Raw genomic sequence first — 21,163 nt, forward strand, 5'->3', positions numbered from 1 at the left:
AGATGCTATTCCGTATCGCCTATTCAGTTCTTTATGCCGTTCTCCTGCTCTCCCTCTCCGGGGTAACCACCACGGCGCAGGCAGTTGTCAGTTGCCAGGACACCATCTCGACCGGTACCACCTATCGCTACATTGATGCCCTGGCTTTCTTCACCGAATTCAACGGCAAGACCTACGCCATTGCCAAATCAGCCGTCAGTGGCAGCCAGTCGCTTCCCGACATCTATTTCGACTTCTCGGCGAACATCAGCCGGGAGTACCTGATGACCGGTACCGACACGGCCTCGCTCAAGAGAATGCTGTCTCTCGGACAGTTCGGGGCGGCCAAGCCGGTCAGCGTGGACAGCCAGCAAGCACTGGATTTCCTGATCAAGCGCTATGGCACCTATCTGGGGACAGCAACCTCGGATAAGAGCACCTACATCGACGCCTGGAAAGAGTTCGGCCCCGTTGGATTCAACGCCATAGATGGATCGGGACTTCCATTCACAAAATGGCCGGCTGCTGGCGCCTATACCGGGCAGGACCCGCAGGCAGTCGTCATGGGAAGTGACGGGATCTGGGCCAGCGGTCTCGATGGGACAAGAAGCTCACAGATCGTAGAGTTCCCCGGCAAGCTCGACTGTGCCCTGTCGTACATCGATCCAGGCACGATCACCCCTCCACCGCCGCCACCTCCTCCGCCACCTCCTGATCCCAATGCCATCAATAACATCATGTGCGGTCAGGATCTGAATAACAACGGCTATGCCGGTGACCCGGGAGAAACAGCCAACTGCATTCAGACGACTCAAGGACAATTCTGCCCGGTCGGTTCCACGGAATGCGTCGAAACCTATACGGCACCAGTCTGTCCGGTTGGCTCTACTCTGGAAACAACCCGTGATATGTGTCAGGCAACGGCCCAGAACGTTTGTGGCAGCGGCTACACCTGGGACTCTGGTATCGACAAATGCATCGCGACTGTGGTCTGTCCGGAAAACGGTACCTTCAATCCGGTTGCTGACCGCTGTGAGAAACTGGTTCAAAACGATTGTCCCGTTGGCTATACCTATGACGCCAACCCGGCCAGCCAGACCTACGACCGTTGCGTGAAGTCGGCAACGTGCACTGACGGAGGAGCGTTCATCGCGGCCAAGGATCGGTGCGAAAAAGCCTGGATGCCGGTCTGCGACACTGCCAATGGCTATGCTTACAACGGCACGACCGGCAAGTGCGAACGGTCGCCGATCTGTACCTATGGCAGCTATAACGCCACCTACAATCTCTGCGTCCAGCCTTTCGTGCCATCATGTCCAAGCGGCTACAGCTATAACAACTCCCGGGGGCGCTGCGAAAAAGCTCCCGAATGCCCGGCAGGTACCACGTACAATGTGGTCACAAACAAGTGTGACGCCATCACCGGTGCCAGCTCACAACAGGTTTTATCCTGTAGTCCTCAATCATTTCTTTGCGCACCGTATGCCGACTCCTGCTGCAATGTAAGTATCTCCTGCCCCAATGGCCCACAAGGACAGGTGAGTGTTGCAGCTAATTATTGTTGTCTCGGTTCTGACGCCATCACGATTCAGTCACCCCTCGACCTTCTGACCCGAACCGAGTTGACCAGTACCGGTTATGCCCTGTCGGCGTTGCAATGCGACAGCGTCGGCAACTGCAGCTACTATTTCATGGACCGCTATTGCTCAGACGGTTCACCGGCCAGTGCCTGGATGTTGTCCGGTTCATTCACGATGGCTTCGACACAGATGGTTTGTCCTGCCGGTCAGGCTCTCATCAACGGCAATCAGTGCCTTTCCGCCACCAACCCGACCTGTTCAGGCGGCAACTTCGACCCGAACATGGATGTCTGCTGGGCCGCCTATACACCAACATGCACTCAAGGGACGTATGACAGCGCCAGCGGGCTGTGCATTCTTGCGCCTTCCTGTCCGAACGGCACCCTGAACACCACAACTGACCTCTGTGAAGCAACCATCACCAGGGACTGCGGCACCTACTCCTTTGATGCTGCCGCCAATCTCTGTTTCTCTGCACCGGTATGCGCCAATGGCGCTTATGACGCAGCACTCAACGTCTGCCAAGCCACGCTGACTCGTAATTGTGGCACCTACAGTTGGAGCCAGGCTGACTTCAAGTGCCTTCAACCCGTTGCATGTCCAAAAGACCCTGCTTTCTCCCAGGCCGCTACCACTACGTTCTCAACCACGCTCGACAAGTGCGTATCAGAAGTCCAGCACGACTGTCCGGCGGGAACAACATACACACCGCTTCCCATCGGCAAATGCGAGGCAGTGCCAATCTGCAGTGGCGCCGGCATCTACAATCCGCAGAAGGACAGCTGCTTTGAGGGGTTCAATACCTGTCCGCTCGGGACTCAGTACGCTTGCATGGAATACCAGAACAAGATGCAGTGTTCCCCGAACCCCTGTTTCAACCCCGGAGCGCCCGGATCTGAGGTGACGACCACTATCGACGAGTCAATGCTTCAGGATGACGGGCCAAAAGATGCAAATGGCAACTGCCTCGGCCAGATCTACATTTTCAACGGCAAGGCGTCACGTTGCCGTCCCCCCGGCTTGACGGTCGGGTACCTCAATAACTGCTGCGAAAGCGACAAGGTGGCTTCGGAGGATACCGGCAGCAGCATCTCGACAGCGGTTCAGGGCATTCAGATGGCCTATGAAATAGGTCAGGTCGCCTATTACGGCAACGCACTGGTGACCGGTGCCGCGCAGATTTCTGCCATATCGACCACCGCTACCGGTGCAGTCACCTCCATGACAGTTGTTTCCGCTGCCGGAACTACGACAACACTTTCGGGAGCGGCTGCAACTGGAGCTTATGCAACCATGGCCAGTGGTGCTACAGGAGCATCGGCCATCGGTGCCGGACTTCAGGCCTATGCCGCTGCACTGTTCAATCCGGCCACCATCATCATCGCGGTAGTCGTCCTGGTAGTGATGAAGGTGCTGATGGGGAGCGGATGCGATCAGGGTGACATTCAGACCGGGATGCAGAATGCCGCCAAGGATTGTCATTACGTGGGGGACTATTGTTACAAAAAATGGCCGCTGGTGGGATGTGTGCAGAAGGCCAAAAGCTTCTGCTGCTTCAACTCGAAAATGGCGAGGATCATACATGAACAGGGGAGACCGCAACTTCAATCGTTTCAGCCGAATGGCGGCTGGGGTGTGCCCGAAGCACCCAACTGCCGCGGCTTTACGCCAGACGAATTCCAGGCACTGGACTTTTCGAGGATCGATCTTTCGGAATACTTTGAAGACGTACAGAAGGATCTTGCTACCAAGATTGATGGTTCACAGCAGACCATCATGCAAAACATCCAGAACAAGTACCAGGCGACGCCGAAATGATCAGGCGCACAGGATTGGCAGTGATAGCCCTGGTGCTTGGTGTTACGTCGGTGCAAGCCAAGGTGATTGGTACTTACGGAACCACGTACCGAATCACGGAACGGGATGCCCTGGCCGAGATCGAAGAACGTGCCCGGCAGGTGGACTGGAACAAGGTGCTGGACAAACGCAAGGTCGAGAACTACCAGGGACCGCCGGAAAAGGCGAGCCTGCCCCGAGCGAAGCGGAACCGGAGCTTCCCGGTTGACATGACCTATACCACCGAGATCGACGTACCAGACGGCAAGGGGGGCATTCTCTACCCAAAGGGGTACACCTTCAACCCGCTCGATTACGTTACCTATCCAAAAACGCTGGTGGTCATCGACGGCACTGACCCGGAGCAGGTGAAGTGGTTTGCCGCATCCGAGTATGACAAGCGGCTCGATGTAACGCTTCTGCTTACGGAGGGGAATTTCGGGGGTGTGTCGAAGCGGATCAGTCGTCCATTGTTCTATGCCGACCGGAAGATGATCGAACGCCTCAAGCTGAAGGCCGTACCATCGGTCATCAAGCAGAAGGGTCGGTTGATGGAGGTAACTGAAGTCGCGCTGCCGGTTGGCAAGGCAAAAACTGCGTCCAGATCGTCACAAGACAAGAAAGGAGCCCAATGAATTCACTTATTACTCAATCACTCTGTATGGCTGGCATCTTGGCGCTTTGCGCCGGCTGCTCACACGAATCCTGGACGAACGTCGAGGAAACAACCCGACTGCCGTCCGTGGCGGCACCCATCCTGGCACCGGTCAACTGGGTTGCCAAAGCAGGGAGGGCTGTCACCAGCAAGTCCTCGGAATCTTCAGATACAGATAGAGGTAAGCAATTTGTCCTGTCGCGAAAAGTTATGGATGACTTCAGCAGTAACGGGAAATTCATGGAAGAGTTGCTGGCAGTGCAGAGTCGATTCCGTGACCACGACTGGGGTGCTGTTTCGCCAGAGCAACTAGAGGCCAACAGCAGTTCCAATCGTGGCAAAGGATCTGTCGGTCGATATCCGACCGGAAGCAACGGAGCGGTCATCATAATCACGGACGAAGGGTCCGAATTCAAGGTGCGGTATGAGGATGAACCTGAGCAATAACATAACTATCATCGTATTGGTCACGCTCTTTCTAATAGTACCAGTTGCCTACGGGGCTGGCGGTGCTTGCAAGGGTAAGGTGCTCAACCCAGTGACCGATATTTGCTGGCAGTGCATGTTCCCCGTGAAGATGGGGAGCGTCTCCTACGGCAATGGCGCCGAGCCGGCTCCCGGCAACGTCACTTCACCGGTCTGTGCCTGTCCGGACAGCAAAGGGATACTGATCCTTGGCGTGTCAACTGCTTTCTGGGAGCATGCCCGTCTGATCGAGACGGTCAAGGACCCGTTCTGCTTCCCGGTCATGGGCACCGGCATGACCAACCCGAAACCAGGCTTTTCATCCGGAGAGATCCGCAGCAAGGGGTACGGCGATTCGGACTTTGCTTTCCAGCAGGCACATTACTTCTACTTCCCAGCCTGGTCGATCCTGAAGCTGTTCATGGATTTCCCCTGCGCGGAGAACCGGGCGTTCGACCTGGCCTACATGACGGAAGTCGATCCCATGTGGAACGATGACAGCCTGTCCTTCATCATCAACCCGGAGGCGCTCCTGTTCGGTAATCCGGTTTCGCAGTTGGCGTGCGTTGCCGACAGCGTGGCGGCAACTGTTACGTATCCGATTGATCCCCTGTTCTGGTGTATGGGGAGCTGGGGCTCTTTCTATCCCCTGTCAGGGAGCATGATCGAAAACAATCCCCTCAACGTCAATGCCGGGCTGGCGGCCCGGATGCTGTTCAAGCTCGGTCGTGAAACACTTCTCTATGATACCGGCATCAACCAGTGCGCAAGTGCCGGTGTCGTGACGCCGATTCTCGTCAAAAGCAATTACCGTCTCCAGATAGCTAGACCGGTACGTGGTAACGACTGCATCCCCATTGGAAGGCCCTCGCTGATCTGGGGAACGGCAAAGAACCCGCCTTTCGGTACTACCAACACGTCTCCTGACAATTTTCTCTGGTCACTGACACGAAGGAGGGTCTGTTGCGTCGGCTATGCGCTCAATTGATGTCCTGTTTATTTATCGCTGCACCCTGGACGGTATCTGCTGCCGGTAATCCTGGATATATCACTACCCCCGATACCTGCTGCATCGTGGACAGGATCGTCGAGGACACGGTTTATCTCAATAAAGTGGGCACGTGTAGCGGCAAACCCGGCAGAGCCTTCATCCAGACAAAACTTAAAAAGGTGAAGGTCGTTGTGAATGGAACCGTGTGGAAGGAGACTGACGTGGAAGAACTGAGTGTGCCGGATCTTGCCAATACCTTGGCCAAGGCCGACCAAATTGCAGAGCGATTGGCAATTCCCAAAAACCGCAATGAACGCGAAATGTCTGACTTGGCCGGAACGCTTGATTCCTACTACCACTCTGATGAATTTCAGTTGCGCGTATTGAGTGAGACAGAACGAATCAAGACAGAAGTCTTTGGGGATAAGGTCACCGGATACTACGCAGATAAGGCCAAAAATGAAAGCAAAGGGAAACTCACCAACTCCGAGCGCATCTATGTTTTCGTTTCCTCGGCAATGCCGCTCCAGACGATCAGGAACTATGCCGCTTCTGTGTCCCGCCTTGGAGATCCGAACGTCACCCTGGTCATGCGCGGGTTCGTAGATGGGATGTCGAAGATCCAGCCGACCATCAGTTTCATCGCCTCAGTACTCCAGCGTGACCAGTCGTGCCGCCCACAGGAAGGAGAATGCGAGATGGTACCGGCAAGCCTGGAAGTAGATCCCCTGTTGTTCCGGCGGTACCAGATTGACCGGGTACCCGCCGTGGTTTATGCCCGAGGGCTCAAAGCTGAGGATGCCGGCTTGAGTGAAGGTGATGCCAAGAATGCCACTATTGCGGATTTCCATACGGCGTACGGCGATGCTCGCCTGGAATATCTGCTTGATCAGATCCAGAGGGAAACAGGATCGCAGTCCTTAGCCGCTCTGCTTGCCGTTCCGGCAAACAAAAACTGAATAAGGAAAGAGGGAACATACGCATGAATGATGAAACCAGCATGGAGACAAACATCTCTCAGGAGACTGAAGACAACAAGGATGCCGTTTCGGTACCTAAAGAGTATCCCAAAAAGCATCCCAAACAGCATCCAAGTCTTGTTTCCACGATAGCGATCTGTGTGGTGGTCTCTATAGGAGCATCTTTGGCCACCATAGTTGGCTATGACCGATGGTTCGCGCAGAAGGTAGTTGCAGTCGATATCAAGGGGTACATCGCTCAGCAGCGGGACAACTATCTGGCCGGCAAACTGAATGATGACGAATTGAAGAAGAGTTTCGACCGACTGGAAAACGTCATCACGGCAATTCCAAAGAACCGGGTGATCATCATGGGTGACGCGGTGGTACGCAATGCCGAAACCGTTAAACCTTGATTTCCATAACTGGCGGCTCTGGCTGGCTATCACTTGCCTGATAGTTGCGGGAACTCTGATCCCCTACAAGTTCAGTGTCACTCTCACGCCTTCTCTCAAGCACCGGATCTACTGGCTCACGCGTAACCCGGACAAGGTGGTGAGGGGTGATTACGTACTGTTTCACCATAAGGAATTTGCGGCCAAGGTTGGTATGAAAAAGTCGGAGGAGATGCTGAAGGTCATCGGCTGCAACGAAGGGGATCAGCTCACCGTCGATGCGGAGAAGAAGTTCTACTGCAACGGCGAGTATTTGGTACGTGCCAAAGACATCTCACTGAAGGGGGAACCACTGCAGCACTTCGTCTTCAATGGTCAAATCCCCAAGGGAGTCATGTTCGTCATGGGACAGCACAAGGACAGCTACGACTCCCGCTATTTCGGTTTCGTGGACAAGAACCGCATCCTGGCGAAAGCCTACCCGATCTTTTGAGAGGAATTCCGTGCCCATTGAGAAACTCAACCCCCTGCATTATATGGGGCAGGCTGCGTATACCGGCTTCTGGCAGAAACTATTCGCGACGCTGCTCTACGGTTTCTGGGGGCGTTTCTTCTTCGTTGCCCTTGTGATCTCGGCCTTCTGGGTAGGAGTCCGACAGCGTAATCCTACCCTGGCTGCCATCTGCCTGCTGCTGGCGGCAATCGTCGCCTATGGCGGAGGGATCATGAACCTGATCAGATCGTTCACGGGATAGGAGAGGACGTGTCGAAGGATAGTAACAGCACTCCGGATATCATGCCGGTACCACCAAGCAATGAGATCCACCCGCGAGGGCTCCTGGAGGCAATTTCGTACATCGATCAGAACTTCGCCAACGAACTGGGAGGCTGCATGATCAAGTCCCGCTTCCTGACCACCAAGCAGCGACTTGAATTCATGGAAGTGGGATTCAGGAGTTCATTTGCCTCTGGGATTGTTTCGGCATTCCTGACTCCTGTTGCCATAGGGGTGATTGAACAGTACATCCCCATGTTCGGTGACCCGTCGCCGACCTTCTTTGACAAGTTCAGCGCCTTCCTGTTGGCGCTGGGGTTCTCCTTGGGCTACGCCATCTTCATGGCCAAGGCCTCAACGTGTTTCATCGGCGAGTACACACGTGCCATGGTGCTAAACCTCCTGGGCGGAATGATCTTCGGGGCCATCGTCAAGGCGGTTGTGGCCTTCATTGCTTTCCATTTCCTCTATTTCAAAATTTTCACAGACAAGAACGTGGTGTGGGCAGTGACCAAGCTCTACTACACCAAGACCTCTCAAAGCACCGTTTACTCAATATATAACTGGGTCCAGGGATTCAAGGGGATCTTCCTTATTTCAGCCTACTTTGTCCTGATTTCCACGGCGGTGTTCATCATCATTCCCATTATCGCCATGCTATTCGCATGGAGGCGCAACCTTAAACTGATTGATGCAGGAGTAGTACATGTCGATACGGACAGTATCTAGGCTCGTTCTTACGGCACTCTTGGTGCTCATCCCAACCATGGCTTTGGCTCTGGACATGGAGTTCTACGTCTGGGGAGGCCACGATGCCGTCGTGAATGCCTTCGGTAAGCTGGCACTGATCTTCGGCGACAACGCTTACAAGTCACTCTATTTCGTTGTCATCACCGCCGGGCTCTTCTTTGGCGGGGTGACGGTCTTTGCCAAGTCGCTGGGAACAGCCAACGGCTCCGTCATGACCTGGATTGTGCCGACTTTGATCGGCGTCATGGTCTATCTCGCCTTGGTCGTCCCCAAAGGGACTATCCATGTCTATGATCCGGTCTTCAATAAGAACCAGGCGGTGGGCGGAATACCTGACGGCGTTGTGGCAGTGGCCGGTATTTTGAACAAGATCGAGCGGGGTCTGGTGGATATCGTCACCACTGCCGGTGATCCGTTGAACTACCAGACGCAGGCCGGTGGGAAAGGATTCCTGGGGCTCGCTCAACTGACCAGTATTCCCCTGTCAGCAGTGGACAGCAATCTGGACGCTTCTATGCGGAGATACGTCAAGGATTGTGTTTCCTACGCACTGATGAACCCCAATGCCAACCTTACGGTGGATGAATTGCGCAAGACTACCACCAACTTTGTTGGCTCCCTGGACAAAGCGATCAACCCGGCCATCTGGACGGTCTACTTCAATGCCGCCAACCCGCAGGGCCAGGCGCTTACCTGTACTGACTCCTGGACCAACATCAAGGCTGCGCTCACCCCGGCCAATCTGGGGAAGAATATTGAATCGGTTTGCGCCAATCTTGGTTACGACGTTACTGATGCCGCTGCCCTGACCCAATGCAAGACGGTGCTGAACAACGTGAACGCCGGGACCGGTCTCGGAGCGGCGAGCATTGATGACTTCCTGAAACAGGCATACGTCTCCCAGAGGCTGGAGGAGATTTTCCGCAGTGGCAACGCATCCGGCGCCACCAACTATCAGTTTCTGCTCAACGCCTCTGGGGCTATGAAATCAGCAAACGAATGGCTGCCGATCCTGAAGGCGGCGCTCACGGCCATTGCGGTTGGATTGTTGCCTTTCCTGGCACTCTTTATCCCAACGCCGCTGATCGGTAAGGCTGTGGGAATCATCGCTGGCTTTTTCATCTGGCTCACTGCCTGGGGTGTCACCGATGCCATAGTTCACCAATTTGCCGTGGACTATGCCAATCGGGCCTATGAGATGGTGCGGCAGAACAAGCTCGGCATGGATGCGCTCTACTTCTTCCCCGATCAAACGGTGAAGATCCTTGGGATGTTTGGCACACTCCGGATGAGTGGGATGATGCTGGCTACAGTTATTACCGGGATGTTGATTCGGTTCGGCGGGCACGCTATGTCAATGATGGCCGGGGGGATGGTCAATCAGGTGCAGTCGGCAGGTACCCGGGCGGCACATGAGGTGGAAGATCCAGCCGGCAGAGCATCAGCCATGCAGCGCAACGTGACAGCCATGCCTACGCAGGCATGGAGTAACGAGCACAGCTTCCAGGCGAGACAGGCGCAATCGCTGGTCGGGATGTCGGCCAAGACAACTGCATCGAGTGATATGATCCGGGACTTCGGGATGGATTTTTCGAGCAGGATCTCTGCCGATAGCGAGATTGGCAGATCAATCGGTTTCGGTGGTAGTGGTAGGGCCATGAGGGAAGGCGGTCTTTCATCTGCCTACGAATTGAAATCATTTGATGGCCGGCTGGGACTCGACAAGTCTGCTGCGACCAAGGATGTTGTTTCAGGCAGCTATGGTGGCGACACTCTGGCATTTGCCAAGATGGGAGTTGCCAATGACCGAGCCTTGGCAAATGTCTTTGGGTCCGGTGAAAACTACTCAGACTTCCTGACTGCCAACATGGACAAGAGTGTCGGACAATTGCAGGGGGAAATGGGTGCTTATGCTGCAGCCAGGTCATTGGGTTTCAGCGGAAATTGGCGAGATTTCCATGCCATGCGTTCTGAGGTTACGGCCCTTGGGGATTTTGCCAATGCCGATGCGGTGAACAGAATTGCCGATAACTACGGGATCTTTTCCGGGCAGCTCATGCAGATGAATGCCCAGTTCCAGCAGAGCAAGCATGCTTCAGAGGTAACCGGGCTCTCGAATCAAATGGGCGGTCCGGTTGCTGCCGGCACGGAAGCTGGTCATGTTTTGGCAACGGAAACCGGTGGCAAGATCCAGGGAATCTATGCAGGTGGTGGTTACGACAACTATCAGCAGCTGACCAGCAATGATGTTTCCGGGAGGATCGCCCGCAATCAACTGGTCCACGCAGCAGCGGATCAAATGGTAGGCAGGATTGCTCCTCAACTCAAGAACGATCCGGAGATGTACCAGAACGGCCACCTGACCGAACGGGGCTTTGCCGAGATGCAGAAGGCAATGGAGGGTCAAAACATCAACTTCACGACATCTGACGGCAAGAGTGCTGTCAATGTCGGCATGGATGGCGGGATTGTTAACTCGTCTGATTCCGGCACCGTTGCCAAAGGGGACAGGAATCAAGCACTCGAACTGCAGAAGCAACTTCGTGCTTCCGGCTTCCAGAGTGCTGCAGCCCATGTCGCCAAGCTGTCCGGCCAGGCATTTGACTACAAGGCTGATTACGACCGGAACGGTAACCTTGCCTCGTTTGCCGTTGATCAGGGTGGCCGGGTGCAGAAGTTTGATCTCGGTCAGAGTAAAACCGGGACTGATATCGAGCGCCTGGATCGGAACGTGTCAACTACTGACAAGGGGCTTCGTAAGACAGTCGGGGACTTCATCAAAACCGGTTATGAGAACCAATCCCTGAATGTCTCGCGCAAATCAGGCAGTTATATGATCCAGGCTGGCGGCAAGCAGATGATGGTCAATGGCGACTGGTATTACGCCAAGAATGACAAGACCGGCAAGATGGAGGTAGTTGGTGGGTCGTTCTCCAACGGGCTTGACGGAAATGTCCTCATGTATGCCAAGGACAAGGATGGTAACCTGCACTACTCCCAGGTGCAGGGGAAGATGGACAAGAGTGGGAACCTGGTTGCAGGGCAGCGTTCAGAGATTACTGAGGATCAGTTTGTTCAGTCGTCACAACAGGGGGCGGCGGTTGTCAGTACGAGATCGGGAGGTGGCATTACCGGGAGTGTTCGTGCTGATGGCGGAGTTAAGGCGGATTATTCGAGTTCGCAGGTGGTTGGGACGAGGGTTGAATCCAAACAAAATCTGGCAGGTAGCGCTGCATCACAGGAGTTCAGGGACGGCCGTTCAATTGATGCTGGTGCGGCTGCAACAACGATTGCCGTTGGTCAGGGGGCTTTGCATGAGACTGCGGGAATGGTTGGGGATGTTGCGAAGACAGTTGGCCCTTATAAAGCTGCAGTTACAAAGCGAGAGGAAGCAGCTAACGTCGCTGCGAGCGCTGCTGAGCGTGAGATAACGCATACCGCTGAGCAGCAAGCTCGAAATGTTCAACAGCAAGTACAAAGAACCAGCAAAATTCTACAACACCAGAGCAAAACATCGCCACTCCCCAGAGGCGGTGGACCACAGCCACGAAGCACAAGGAGGTAATGTGTGATTGAAAAGATACTATTCGTATCTGACGGGATCATTGCAATTATGGGGAATGGGTACGTGCCGGCGGAACCAATGAACAACGTAGTTTTTGATCTAACAGAGTACGGTGTTGAACTTCGTGTTTCAGGTGTTCAAATACCTCTACCAGCTGAGGCTCTCGAACACCTTGAGCAAACTGAAGGCACAAACGTTCACTTTTATGAATCCGACTCGTATGCTCTTGTTGCACCTTATCGTGGCTGTATTGAAATCAGCCGAGACGAAATCCTGAAATTGAAAGGGGCTTGGGAATATATTCGGCCTCACCAGTGATGAAAGGCGGAAGAGTCTTTTCTTCTCCGACGATCACGAAACAGTCGAAACGGAGTGCTATAGATTATCCAGTTCATATACCACTCATATTCCGCAGCGGACATTGTCGGTCTCAATTCTGGAGCCGCGTATCCATATTTCAGAAGTGACCAAATTGAAAAACCTTTCAACGCTCCAATATAAAGACGTAGGTGAACACGATCAAGGATTATGTAACATAAAGCCAATACAGCAATACCAAGTGTCCAATACCAAAATGACGAAATGAAAAATACACCTACCAGTGCTCCCGCAAAAAGGCATGGGAGCAGAGTTCCTACTGCCGATACAACGATTGCTTGAAGTTTTCTCGCCATCATATCCTCCCTCCTTTCTCGACGGTCAATATTCATCAACATTTCAGGTTAAGTTTGACCAGCCTGAAATGAATTGTCAATCCGAAATTGCATAGCAACGTAAATATATTAGCATGTTGCACTACTCTGTTCTGTTCGGACAGGGAGCTTCCTTGGCGTGTCTCTCGCCAATATTTGTATCAAATTGACTTTCAAGGCGAAAAGAGGTATTAACATGGCGTAATTTCATGCATTTATGGAGGGTAAGGAGATGGGCTCAGCGCCCTTCAGGACATATTGCTCGAACTGAAGCCGCATTGTCTCCTAAGTGCTGACAGGCGGCTTCTTCGTTAAGTTATTCAGAAATTCTTTGAACTGCAATTTTCAGGAGGCACACCAGTTGGATCATTCTGCTCACAATAAAATTGTCTCCTTCATCTGGTCCATTGCCGACGACTGCCTGCGCGATGTTTATGTGCGCGGCAAGTACCGTGATGTTATTCTCCCCATGTTCGTGCTGCGGCGCCTCGACTGTCTACTGGAACCGAGCAAAGATGCCGTCATGGAAGAGGTCAAGTTTCAGCGTGACGATGCAGGACTTGCCGATCACGATCCGGAGGGACTCAAAGAAGCTTCCGGCTACGTTTTTTATAACACTTCTCCTTGGACTCTGAAAAAGCTTGTTGAAACCGCAGCCAATAATCGCCAGATCCTTGCGGCCAATTTCAAGGCGTATCTCGACGGTTTCAGCGATAACGTCAAGGAAATCGTCGATAAGTTCAAGCTGCGCTCTCAAGTCAGTCACATGGCTGATAAGGATGTACTGCTTGAGGTGTTGGAAAAATTTACTTCGCCCAACATCAACCTCACTCCCAACGAAGCGAGGGACCCGGATGGGCGCAAGCTGCCCGAATTGACCAACCTGGGCATGGGTTATGTTTTCGAGGAGTTGATTCGCAAGTTCAATGAAGAGAACAACGAAGAGGCCGGTGAACACTTCACTCCCCGTGAGGTAATCGACCTGATGACCCATATCCTCTTTGAGCCGGTGAAGGATAAACTGCCGCCGGTCATAACGGTGTACGATCCGGCATGTGGTTCAGGTGGGATGCTCACTGAGGCCCAGGATTTCATCATCCACCCTGAAGGACAGATCAGAGCAAAAGCGGAAGTATACCTCTACGGCAAGGAAATCAACGACGAGACTTACGCCATCTGCAAGTCGGACATGATGATCAAAGGTAACAACCCGGAGAATATCCGCTGCGGATCAACCCTTGCGGATGATGAGTTTGCCGGTTTGCGTTTCGACTTCATGCTATCAAATCCTCCCTATGGTAAATCATGGGCTGGTGATCAGAAATATATTCTCGATGGAAAGCAGGTAATGGATCGCCGCTTTGAAGTGCCGTTGAAAGATTTTCGTGGCATTGAGGAATCCGTTGCCGCCACTCCCCGTTCCTCTGACGGCCAGCTTCTGTTTCTGATGGAGATGGTCAACAAGATGAAGGATCTGGATAAGGGGCCCGGCGGATCACGTATCGCCTCGGTACATAACGGCTCATCGCTCTTTACCGGTGACGCCGGCGGTGGAGAGAGCAACATCCGCCGTCATATCATCGAGAACGACTACCTTGAAGCTATCATCCAATTGCCGAATAACCTCTTCTACAACACCGGCATTTCAACCTACATCTGGGTGCTCTCAAACAAGAAGGTTGAAAAACGTTGCGGCAAGGTGCAGTTGATTGACGCCAGCCAGATGTTCCGTAAGCTTCGCAAGAATCTGGGAGCCAAAAACTGCGAATTTGCACCGGAACATATTCGCGAAATTACCCAGTTCTATCTCGACATGCCGAATGACGGTGTCTCCAAAATTTTTGACAATAGCGATTTTGGTTATTTCAAGGTCACCGTCGAACGTCCCAGCCGTAAAGCTGCCCAATTTTCGCCGGATAGGATTGCCACCCTCCGTTTTGTCCCTGCATTAGCTGATGTCATGGAGTGGGCCTACGAAAAATGGGATGATGAGATTTATTCGAAACTTTCTGACCATCGCAAGACCATTGAGGCCCACCTGGAGAAGGAAGATATCAACCTGACAGCGAAGAACAGCAAGGTGCTGCTCAATCCGCATACCTGGGAGAGTCAACGAGCCCTGCTGGGAGTTGCACGGCAATTGATGGAATCCATCGGCCAGGAACTGTTCATGGATTTCAACATCTTCACGGAAAAGGTTGATGCCTGCCTTAAGGCCAATAAAATACAGATCTCTGCCAGTGAGAAGAATCAGATCTACAACGCCGTGAGCTGGAGTGATGAAAATGCCGAACGGGTGATCAAGAAGTTTCACAAGATTAGCGGCAAGAAACTGGATGAGCTTTTGGTGGAACTTTCCTGCCGTCAGGAGCAATTGCATGATTTCGGCTACTGGCCGACAGACTCCAAAGTCGAGTATGTTGAGTACGAAAGCGATTCAGACCTGCGTGATACTGAGAATGTACCGCTGAAGGATAACATTCACGATTATTTCCGGCGTGAGGTACGCCCCCATGTTGATGAAGCCTGGATAAATCTGGATCAGACCAAGATTGGATACGAAATCAGCTTCAACAAGTATTTCTATCAACATAAGCCGCTACGGTCGTTATCAGATGTGTCTCGCGATATTCTGGCGCTGGAAGCCGAAACAGAGGGACTGTTGAAGCAGTTGGTGAGTTTTGGGGAGGCTCTGGAGTGAATCAGGCGATGGAATTTCCGCGATACGATTCCTATAAGCCAGCCAATAGCTCGTGGCTTCTGGAAGTCCCCGGCCATTGGAAGCTACTTCCGGGTCTTGCAGTATTGAAGGCAAATAAGGATAAAAATGTTGGCATGATCGAAGAGACCGTGCTGTCTCTTAGCTACGGCAAAGTTATCATCAAGCCACCTGAGAAACTCACCGGACTTGTTCCTGAGTCATTTGAAACGTATCAAATTATCAATCCGAACGATATTATCATCCGTCCTACAGACCTGCAGAATGACCATACCAGCCTTCGGACTGGGTTTGCAAAGGATCGTGGGATTATCACCTCAGCATATATCTGCTTGAGGCCTGAACCATCACACAACCCAGCTTTTATACACTATCTGCTTCACGCCTATGATCTTCTCAAGGTTTTTTATGGTATGGGTTCCGGGCTGCGCCAGAATCTGGACTACAGAGACTTCAAACGGCTTGAACTTTGTATCCCCCCTCGCGATGAACAAGACCGGATTGTTAGTTTTCTCGACCAGAAGACTGCTGAGATCGACGAAGCCGTCGCCAAAAAGCAGCGCTTGATTGATTTGTTCAAAGAGCAAAAAACCATCCTGGTCAATCAGACCGTGACAAAGGGGCTGAATCCTAATGTCCCGATGCGTGATAGTGGTGTTGAGTGGATTGGGGCGGTGCCGGAACATTGGGAAGTTAAGCGGTTACGATATCTTGGGACTACACAGAACGGAATTAGTGCAAGTGCCGAGTATTTCGGTTCAGGGTTCCCATTTGTCAGTTACGGTGACGTTTATAACAACCGAGAGTTGCCAAAGGCAGTCAATGGACTTGCAAAATCAACTGTTCATGACAGAGATCAATACTCTATTGTGAAGGGTGATGTTCTCTTCACTCGAACATCTGAAACTGTCGAAGAAATTGGATTCAGCTCGACGTGCATGGAGACTATAGAAAACTCAACATTCGCAGGATTTTTAATCAGATTCCGACCTCGAAAGGGCAGACTGTTTCCAGGCTACTCAAAATATTACTTTAGTGCTCAACTGCATCGTTCATATTTTGTTGGAGAAATGAATCTGGTTATAAGAGCCTCACTCAGCCAGGAATTGCTAAAAAAGCTACCAGTTCTAATTCCGCCTTATGCTGAACAGGAATCTATTTTTGAATTTTTAGAAACAGAGTCCGCCAAAATTGACAACGTCATTGTCTTGCAACGACAGCTAATCGACAGCCTCAAGGAATACAAAATGATTTTGATATCCGAAGCTGTCACAGGAAAAATAAAATTATGATCATGCAGTCGATTTCAGGATATGCCGTGAGGTATAGCAATGGATAATTCATCAATACCGGATTCACAAAAATTCAAGATCTTCTGTGATGAAAGTTGCCATCTTGAGAAGGATACCAGCAATGTGATGGTGCTTGGAGCCTTGAGCTGCCCAGAAATCTCAGTCCAGCTCCTGAACCGTAAAATCAAATATCTTCGTCACAAGCACAACTACTTGACCGAACTTAAATGGACAAAACTGATCGGCAAACAATTTGAATTTTACAAAGATCTTTTAGATCTGTTTCTGGACTCTGAAGAACTGCATTTCAAGGCAACCGTTGTTATCAATAAAAATTATCTTGATCACGATGAGTTTAACCAGGGCTCGCACAACAATTTCTACTACAAGATGTTTTTCTATGCCCTGCGTGATTTTATCAATCCCGGCGGCAGTTACAAGATTTACCTCGACTACATGGATACTCATGGCAGGGACAAGGCCGCCAAGCTCATGGATGTGCTGCATAACAGCAACTACGGCAATGTGAATACTACCGCCTACATCATTCGTTCCTATGAATCACAGTTGATACAGCTGTGTGATTTGTTGATTGGAGCGCTCTCCTATGCCAACCGCGAGGATATTGAGCGTAAGAGTACTATTAAAAATGAAATTGTCGGTTACCTGGAAAAACGGCTCTGTAGGCAATTAACAGTTGGTACGCCGCCTTGGGAGGAGAAGTTTAATATTTTCCGCTTCTCTCCGAGGAGGAAAGTGTGCTGACTCCCACCCTGAACCTGGCCACTGTAGATGCAACCGGCGTTTACGATTATCTGTATGGTTTTTTCCAAAGAGACTTTGTCCGCCAACGTACGATGCTGAATGGGACAATATATATCGACCCGCGAAGCAGGAATCTTGAAGATGGTAAGGAAAAGGATTTCTGGCATTTAACGACACGTACCAATAAATATTTTGTCAAACAGGGTAACCGTCATGTGCCCGTTGAAGAACGTTTGCTGGATTATGCCCGTGCAGAGCGGATCGAATGGGTCCGGCAAATAATCACCAACCATGTACACGCCAAAATAAAGATTTTCTATCATCAGGAGAGTAATCCAAGGCGTGATATCAGGCTGTATCTGTGGGCGTTTGAGGATGATTTTGTTGTTATCTTGCAGAAATTGGGGCGTAGTACATCATTTCTCGTGACGAGTTTTTACATAGATCAGCCTGATAAACGAACTGATTATGATAAACGCTATAGAAATTACGTAACGGGAGCAAATTCAGTTGTAACAGGTTGTGAATGGTTTTAACGGTTAGGAGGGGGGAAAGGTCGCCTATTCTCGACCGGGCGTATCGGCCACCTCTGTCTACACAATGGTAGATGAGCGATTCAAGTATACATTTTTTATTTCTGTGAGCAAGAAAAATCTACGGATACGCATATAGACAATTGGGGGTTCAATGGTCACCAAAACCAACGAACAAGCACTGGAAGCCTGCATCGAAAAGGCCCTGACAGGGACTTGCCGCGAGCAGTTAAAGCTTGAAGGTGTTGGTGTTGCCGAAGCCAATGAACAATATCGCAGTGGTCACCTCTACTGGCTGGGTGAGTCGTCGGATTTTGATCGCGAGCTTGCGATAGATCGGCGTCTATTCTGGAATTTCCTCGAATCAACCCAGGCGGAAGAACTGGCTAAGGTCAAAGACCGACCCAACTGGCAGCGGTTGATTCTGGAACGCCTGAACCGTAAAATTCAGAAAGATGGCATCCTCAAAGTACTAAAGGGCGGCCTCCGTATCGATGACGCCCACTTCACCCTTCTCTACAGCCAGCCCTACAACACAATCAACCCCGAAGTCGAAAAACTCTTTGAGCAGAACATCTTCTCGGTCACTCGGCAGGTATATTACTCCCAAGCAGATCCTCTCAAATCCATCGATATGGTGATTTTCATCAACGGCATTGCCGTTGCTACCTTTGAGCTGAAAAATGCCTGGACCGGACAGAGCACCTATCACGCCATGAAACAATATCGGAAGGATCGTGAACCAAATGAGACGCTGCTGCAGTTTGGCCGTTGCCTGGTTCATTTTGCAGTGGATACCGATGATGTCTATATGACGACACGCCTTGATGGCGATAGGACCAACTTTCTGCCTTTCAACAAGGGACACAACTACGGCAAAGGGAACCCGCCGAATCCGACCGGACACAAGACCAGTTATCTCTGGCAGGATGTCCTCTCTCGACAGAGTCTCACCGCGATTATCGAACATTTTGCCAAGCTTGTTGGTGAGAAGGAAAACGACCCACTCAAGAAGAAGAACCTTATCTTCCCCCGCTATCATCAGTTGGAGGTCGTGCGCAACCTGCTTGCTGATGTCCGCTCGCGGGGCGTCGGCCAGACCTACCTGATCCAGCATTCCGCAGGATCGGGCAAGTCAAACTCCATCACCTGGACCGCCTATCAGCTAATTGAAGTCTATGCCAAGGATGGCAGCCATCCAGTGTTCGATTCAGTTATCGTGGTTACCGACCGTCGGGTGCTGGACAAGCAGCTTCAAAACACCATCAAGCAGTTTTCCGAAGTCAAAAATATCATCGCCCATGCTACCAGTTCTCAGGAATTGAAGCAGTCGCTGGAAAGCGGCAAGAAAATTATCATTACCACCATCCAGAAGTTTCCCTACATCGTCGATGGCATCGCAGATATGTCTGACAAACGCTTTGCAGTCATCATCGACGAAGCACACAGCTCGCAAAGCGGGTCGGCTGCCGATAACCTCAACCGGACTCTGGGGGCCGATGAGGATGAGGTGCAGGATGCCATTCTGGAAATAATGAAGAAGCGCAAGATGCGGGACAACGCCTCGTACTTTGCTTTCACAGCCACCCCCAAGAACGCTACCCTGGAACGATTTGGGGAAAAAACATCGGAGGGGAAGTTTATCCCGTTCCACCTCTACTCTATGAAACAGGCCATTGAAGAGGGGTTTATCCTTGATGTCCTGGCCAATTACACCACGTACAGAAGCTACTACCAGATTGAAAAATCCATTTTGGAGAATCCACTGTTCGACAGTGCCAAGGCACAGAAAAAGCTGCGGGCCTATGTGGAGGGGGATAAGGAAACCATTGCCGTCAAAGCCGATGTCATGGTTGGCCATTTCCTTGAGCAAGTAGTAGGACCGAAGAAGCTCAAGGGGCAGGCCAAAGCAATGGTGATTACACGCAATATCGAATCAGCGGTTCATTATTTCCATACCATCCGCGACGCGATAAAAGGGCAACCCTTCAAGGCAATGATCGCCTTCTCCGGCAAAAAGACTGTTGATGGCGTCGAGTACACCGAAGAGTCCATCAACGGTTTCCCGTCAAAAGATATCGAGGAAAAATTCGATTCTGGAGAATACCGCCTGCTGGTGGTGGCCAACAAGTATCTGACCGGCTTCGACCAGCCTAAGCTTTCCACCATGTATGTGGATAAGAAGCTGCAAGGTGTATTGGCGGTGCAGGCTCTCTCTCGCTTGAATCGGTGTTCCCACGCACTGAACAAGCGCAAGGAAGATACATTTGTCCTCGACTTCTTCAATTCCACCGATGATATCAAGGATGCATTTGATCCTTTCTACACTTCAACCGCACTTTCCAAGGCAACTGACGTCAACGTACTCCATGACACCAAAGAGAAACTGGACGAGGTTGGCGTCTACGAGTGGAAGGATGTCGAGGCATTCTGCACCCTCTATTTCTCCGATGCCGAGGCAGAATATCTCAGTCCGATTATTGATCTCTGTGCTGACCGGTTCAACCGTGAACTGGAGCTGGATGACGACGACAAGATCGACTTCAAGATCAAGGCGAAGCAGTTTGTAAAAATATATGCTCAGCTGGCGTGCATCATGCCGTTCGATAATATCGAATGGGAGAAACTGCACTGGTTCCTCAAGTTTCTCATTCCAAAGTTGAAGATCAAGGATAAGGACAAGGACACTCTGGATGAACTGCTGGAAAGTGTTGACCTTTCAACCTATGGCCTGGAGCGGGTCAAGCTGAAAGAGAGTATCGGCCTGGACGACAGCGATTCCGAGCTTGATCCGCAGAATCCGAATGTTCGTGGAGTTGGGCCGGATGGCCCGGTTGACCCGCTTGACGAAATTATCAAAGCCTTCAATCAGAGGTGGTTCGCCGGGTGGGAAGCAACTCCCGAGGAACAACGAATCAAGTTCATTAATATTGCCCAGAATGTCTTCAATAACCCCAACTATCAGACGCAGGTTGTCGATAATCAGGATGAGCAGAATAGCCGAATTGCCCTGGAAAAGCTGATCAGCCTAGCAGTCAGCCAGGAGCGAAAGCGAGAGCTGGACCTGTACAAACGCTACGCTCAGGACCCGGAGTTTAAATTGGCCTTTGATTCGAGCATTATGAGGATGTTGGCGAACAAGGAAATATCTAAGGTTGTTTTTGAGACAATGGCGCAATAGAGCAAGATCCGGCCAAAGGAGAATTGTATGG

Annotated in this window: 16 protein-coding genes; all 16 read left to right on the plus strand. The window is 51.5% G+C overall.

The window, feature by feature from the left end; genetic code table 11:
* Positions 1 to 2: 2 nt before the first annotated feature.
* Complete coding sequence (traN, locus tag B5D39_RS02970; protein WP_078788895.1) at positions 3 to 3,377, plus strand: conjugal transfer protein TraN; 3,375 nt, start codon at positions 3 to 5, stop codon at positions 3,375 to 3,377.
* On the plus strand, positions 3,374 to 4,030 hold the full coding sequence (locus B5D39_RS02975) for a hypothetical protein (RefSeq protein ID WP_078788896.1): 657 nt from the start codon (positions 3,374 to 3,376) through the stop codon (positions 4,028 to 4,030). Before traN ends, B5D39_RS02975 begins: the two co-directional genes overlap by 4 nt.
* Positions 4,027 to 4,497: a hypothetical protein gene (locus B5D39_RS02980; protein WP_078788897.1), complete on the plus strand. Its 471-nt coding sequence runs from the start codon at positions 4,027 to 4,029 to the stop codon at positions 4,495 to 4,497. Before B5D39_RS02975 ends, B5D39_RS02980 begins: the two co-directional genes overlap by 4 nt.
* Positions 4,481 to 5,503 carry a TraU family protein gene (locus tag B5D39_RS02985; RefSeq protein ID WP_078788898.1) on the plus strand — a complete coding sequence of 341 codons (1,023 nt, stop codon included), beginning with the start codon at positions 4,481 to 4,483 and terminating at the stop codon, positions 5,501 to 5,503. Before B5D39_RS02980 ends, B5D39_RS02985 begins: the two co-directional genes overlap by 17 nt.
* Positions 5,479 to 6,465 carry a type-F conjugative transfer system pilin assembly protein TrbC gene (locus B5D39_RS02990; protein ID WP_244161333.1) on the plus strand — a complete coding sequence of 329 codons (987 nt, stop codon included), beginning with the start codon at positions 5,479 to 5,481 and terminating at the stop codon, positions 6,463 to 6,465. Before B5D39_RS02985 ends, B5D39_RS02990 begins: the two co-directional genes overlap by 25 nt.
* A 23-nt stretch (positions 6,466 to 6,488) precedes the next feature.
* Entirely contained in the window at positions 6,489 to 6,881 is a 393-nt protein-coding gene (locus tag B5D39_RS02995; protein ID WP_078788900.1) for a hypothetical protein, read from the plus strand.
* Complete coding sequence (locus B5D39_RS03000; RefSeq protein ID WP_078788901.1) at positions 6,859 to 7,353, plus strand: S26 family signal peptidase; 495 nt, start codon at positions 6,859 to 6,861, stop codon at positions 7,351 to 7,353. Before B5D39_RS02995 ends, B5D39_RS03000 begins: the two co-directional genes overlap by 23 nt.
* A gap of 10 nt (positions 7,354 to 7,363) precedes the next feature.
* Entirely contained in the window at positions 7,364 to 7,615 is a 252-nt protein-coding gene (locus B5D39_RS03005) for a hypothetical protein (protein ID WP_078788902.1), read from the plus strand.
* Between the two features lie 8 nt (positions 7,616 to 7,623).
* Positions 7,624 to 8,364 carry a hypothetical protein gene (locus tag B5D39_RS03010; protein ID WP_078788903.1) on the plus strand — a complete coding sequence of 247 codons (741 nt, stop codon included), beginning with the start codon at positions 7,624 to 7,626 and terminating at the stop codon, positions 8,362 to 8,364.
* 22 nt (positions 8,365 to 8,386) lie between these two features.
* Entirely contained in the window at positions 8,387 to 11,950 is a 3,564-nt protein-coding gene (locus tag B5D39_RS03015) for a conjugal transfer protein TraG N-terminal domain-containing protein (protein WP_244161334.1), read from the plus strand.
* 3 nt (positions 11,951 to 11,953) lie between these two features.
* Complete coding sequence (locus tag B5D39_RS03020; protein ID WP_078788905.1) at positions 11,954 to 12,268, plus strand: hypothetical protein; 315 nt, start codon at positions 11,954 to 11,956, stop codon at positions 12,266 to 12,268.
* Between the two features lie 735 nt (positions 12,269 to 13,003).
* Positions 13,004 to 15,343, plus strand: coding sequence for a type I restriction-modification system subunit M (locus tag B5D39_RS03030; protein WP_078788907.1), 2,340 nt, complete (start codon positions 13,004 to 13,006; stop codon positions 15,341 to 15,343).
* A complete protein-coding gene (locus B5D39_RS03035) occupies positions 15,340 to 16,653 on the plus strand; it encodes a restriction endonuclease subunit S (protein ID WP_208610534.1) in 1,314 nt (437 codons plus the stop codon). The genes B5D39_RS03030 and B5D39_RS03035 overlap by 4 nt, the downstream gene beginning before the upstream one ends.
* Before the next feature lie 39 nt (positions 16,654 to 16,692).
* Positions 16,693 to 17,418 carry a DUF3800 domain-containing protein gene (locus tag B5D39_RS03040; RefSeq protein WP_078788908.1) on the plus strand — a complete coding sequence of 242 codons (726 nt, stop codon included), beginning with the start codon at positions 16,693 to 16,695 and terminating at the stop codon, positions 17,416 to 17,418.
* The gene (locus B5D39_RS03045) at positions 17,412 to 17,954 is read left to right on the plus strand and encodes a hypothetical protein (protein ID WP_078788909.1); all 543 of its coding nucleotides are present in this window, start codon (positions 17,412 to 17,414) and stop codon (positions 17,952 to 17,954) included. The genes B5D39_RS03040 and B5D39_RS03045 overlap by 7 nt, the downstream gene beginning before the upstream one ends.
* 151 nt (positions 17,955 to 18,105) lie before the next feature.
* Positions 18,106 to 21,132, plus strand: a complete 3,027-nt coding sequence (locus B5D39_RS03050) for a type I restriction endonuclease subunit R (protein ID WP_078788910.1) — start codon at positions 18,106 to 18,108, stop codon at positions 21,130 to 21,132.
* The last annotated feature ends 31 nt before the right edge of the window (positions 21,133 to 21,163 follow it).

It is taken from the genome of Trichlorobacter thiogenes, from assembly GCF_900167465.1.
Taxonomy (GTDB): Bacteria; Desulfobacterota; Desulfuromonadia; order Geobacterales; family Pseudopelobacteraceae; genus Trichlorobacter; species Trichlorobacter thiogenes.

What these genes read in the sequence shown, in the direction of transcription:
- B5D39_RS03050 (WP_078788910.1), top strand. Translation starts at nt 18,106, where the DNA reads ATGGTCACCAAAACCAACGAACAAGCACTGGAAGCCTGCATCGAAAAG.
- traN (WP_078788895.1), top strand. Translation starts at nt 3, where the DNA reads ATGCTATTCCGTATCGCCTATTCAGTTCTTTATGCCGTTCTCCTGCTC.
- B5D39_RS03040 (WP_078788908.1), top strand. Translation starts at nt 16,693, where the DNA reads ATGGATAATTCATCAATACCGGATTCACAAAAATTCAAGATCTTCTGT.
- B5D39_RS03000 (WP_078788901.1), top strand. Translation starts at nt 6,859, where the DNA reads ATGCCGAAACCGTTAAACCTTGATTTCCATAACTGGCGGCTCTGGCTG.
- B5D39_RS02985 (WP_078788898.1), top strand. Translation starts at nt 4,481, where the DNA reads ATGAACCTGAGCAATAACATAACTATCATCGTATTGGTCACGCTCTTT.
- B5D39_RS02975 (WP_078788896.1), top strand. Translation starts at nt 3,374, where the DNA reads ATGATCAGGCGCACAGGATTGGCAGTGATAGCCCTGGTGCTTGGTGTT.
- B5D39_RS02980 (WP_078788897.1), top strand. Translation starts at nt 4,027, where the DNA reads ATGAATTCACTTATTACTCAATCACTCTGTATGGCTGGCATCTTGGCG.
- B5D39_RS02995 (WP_078788900.1), top strand. Translation starts at nt 6,489, where the DNA reads ATGAATGATGAAACCAGCATGGAGACAAACATCTCTCAGGAGACTGAA.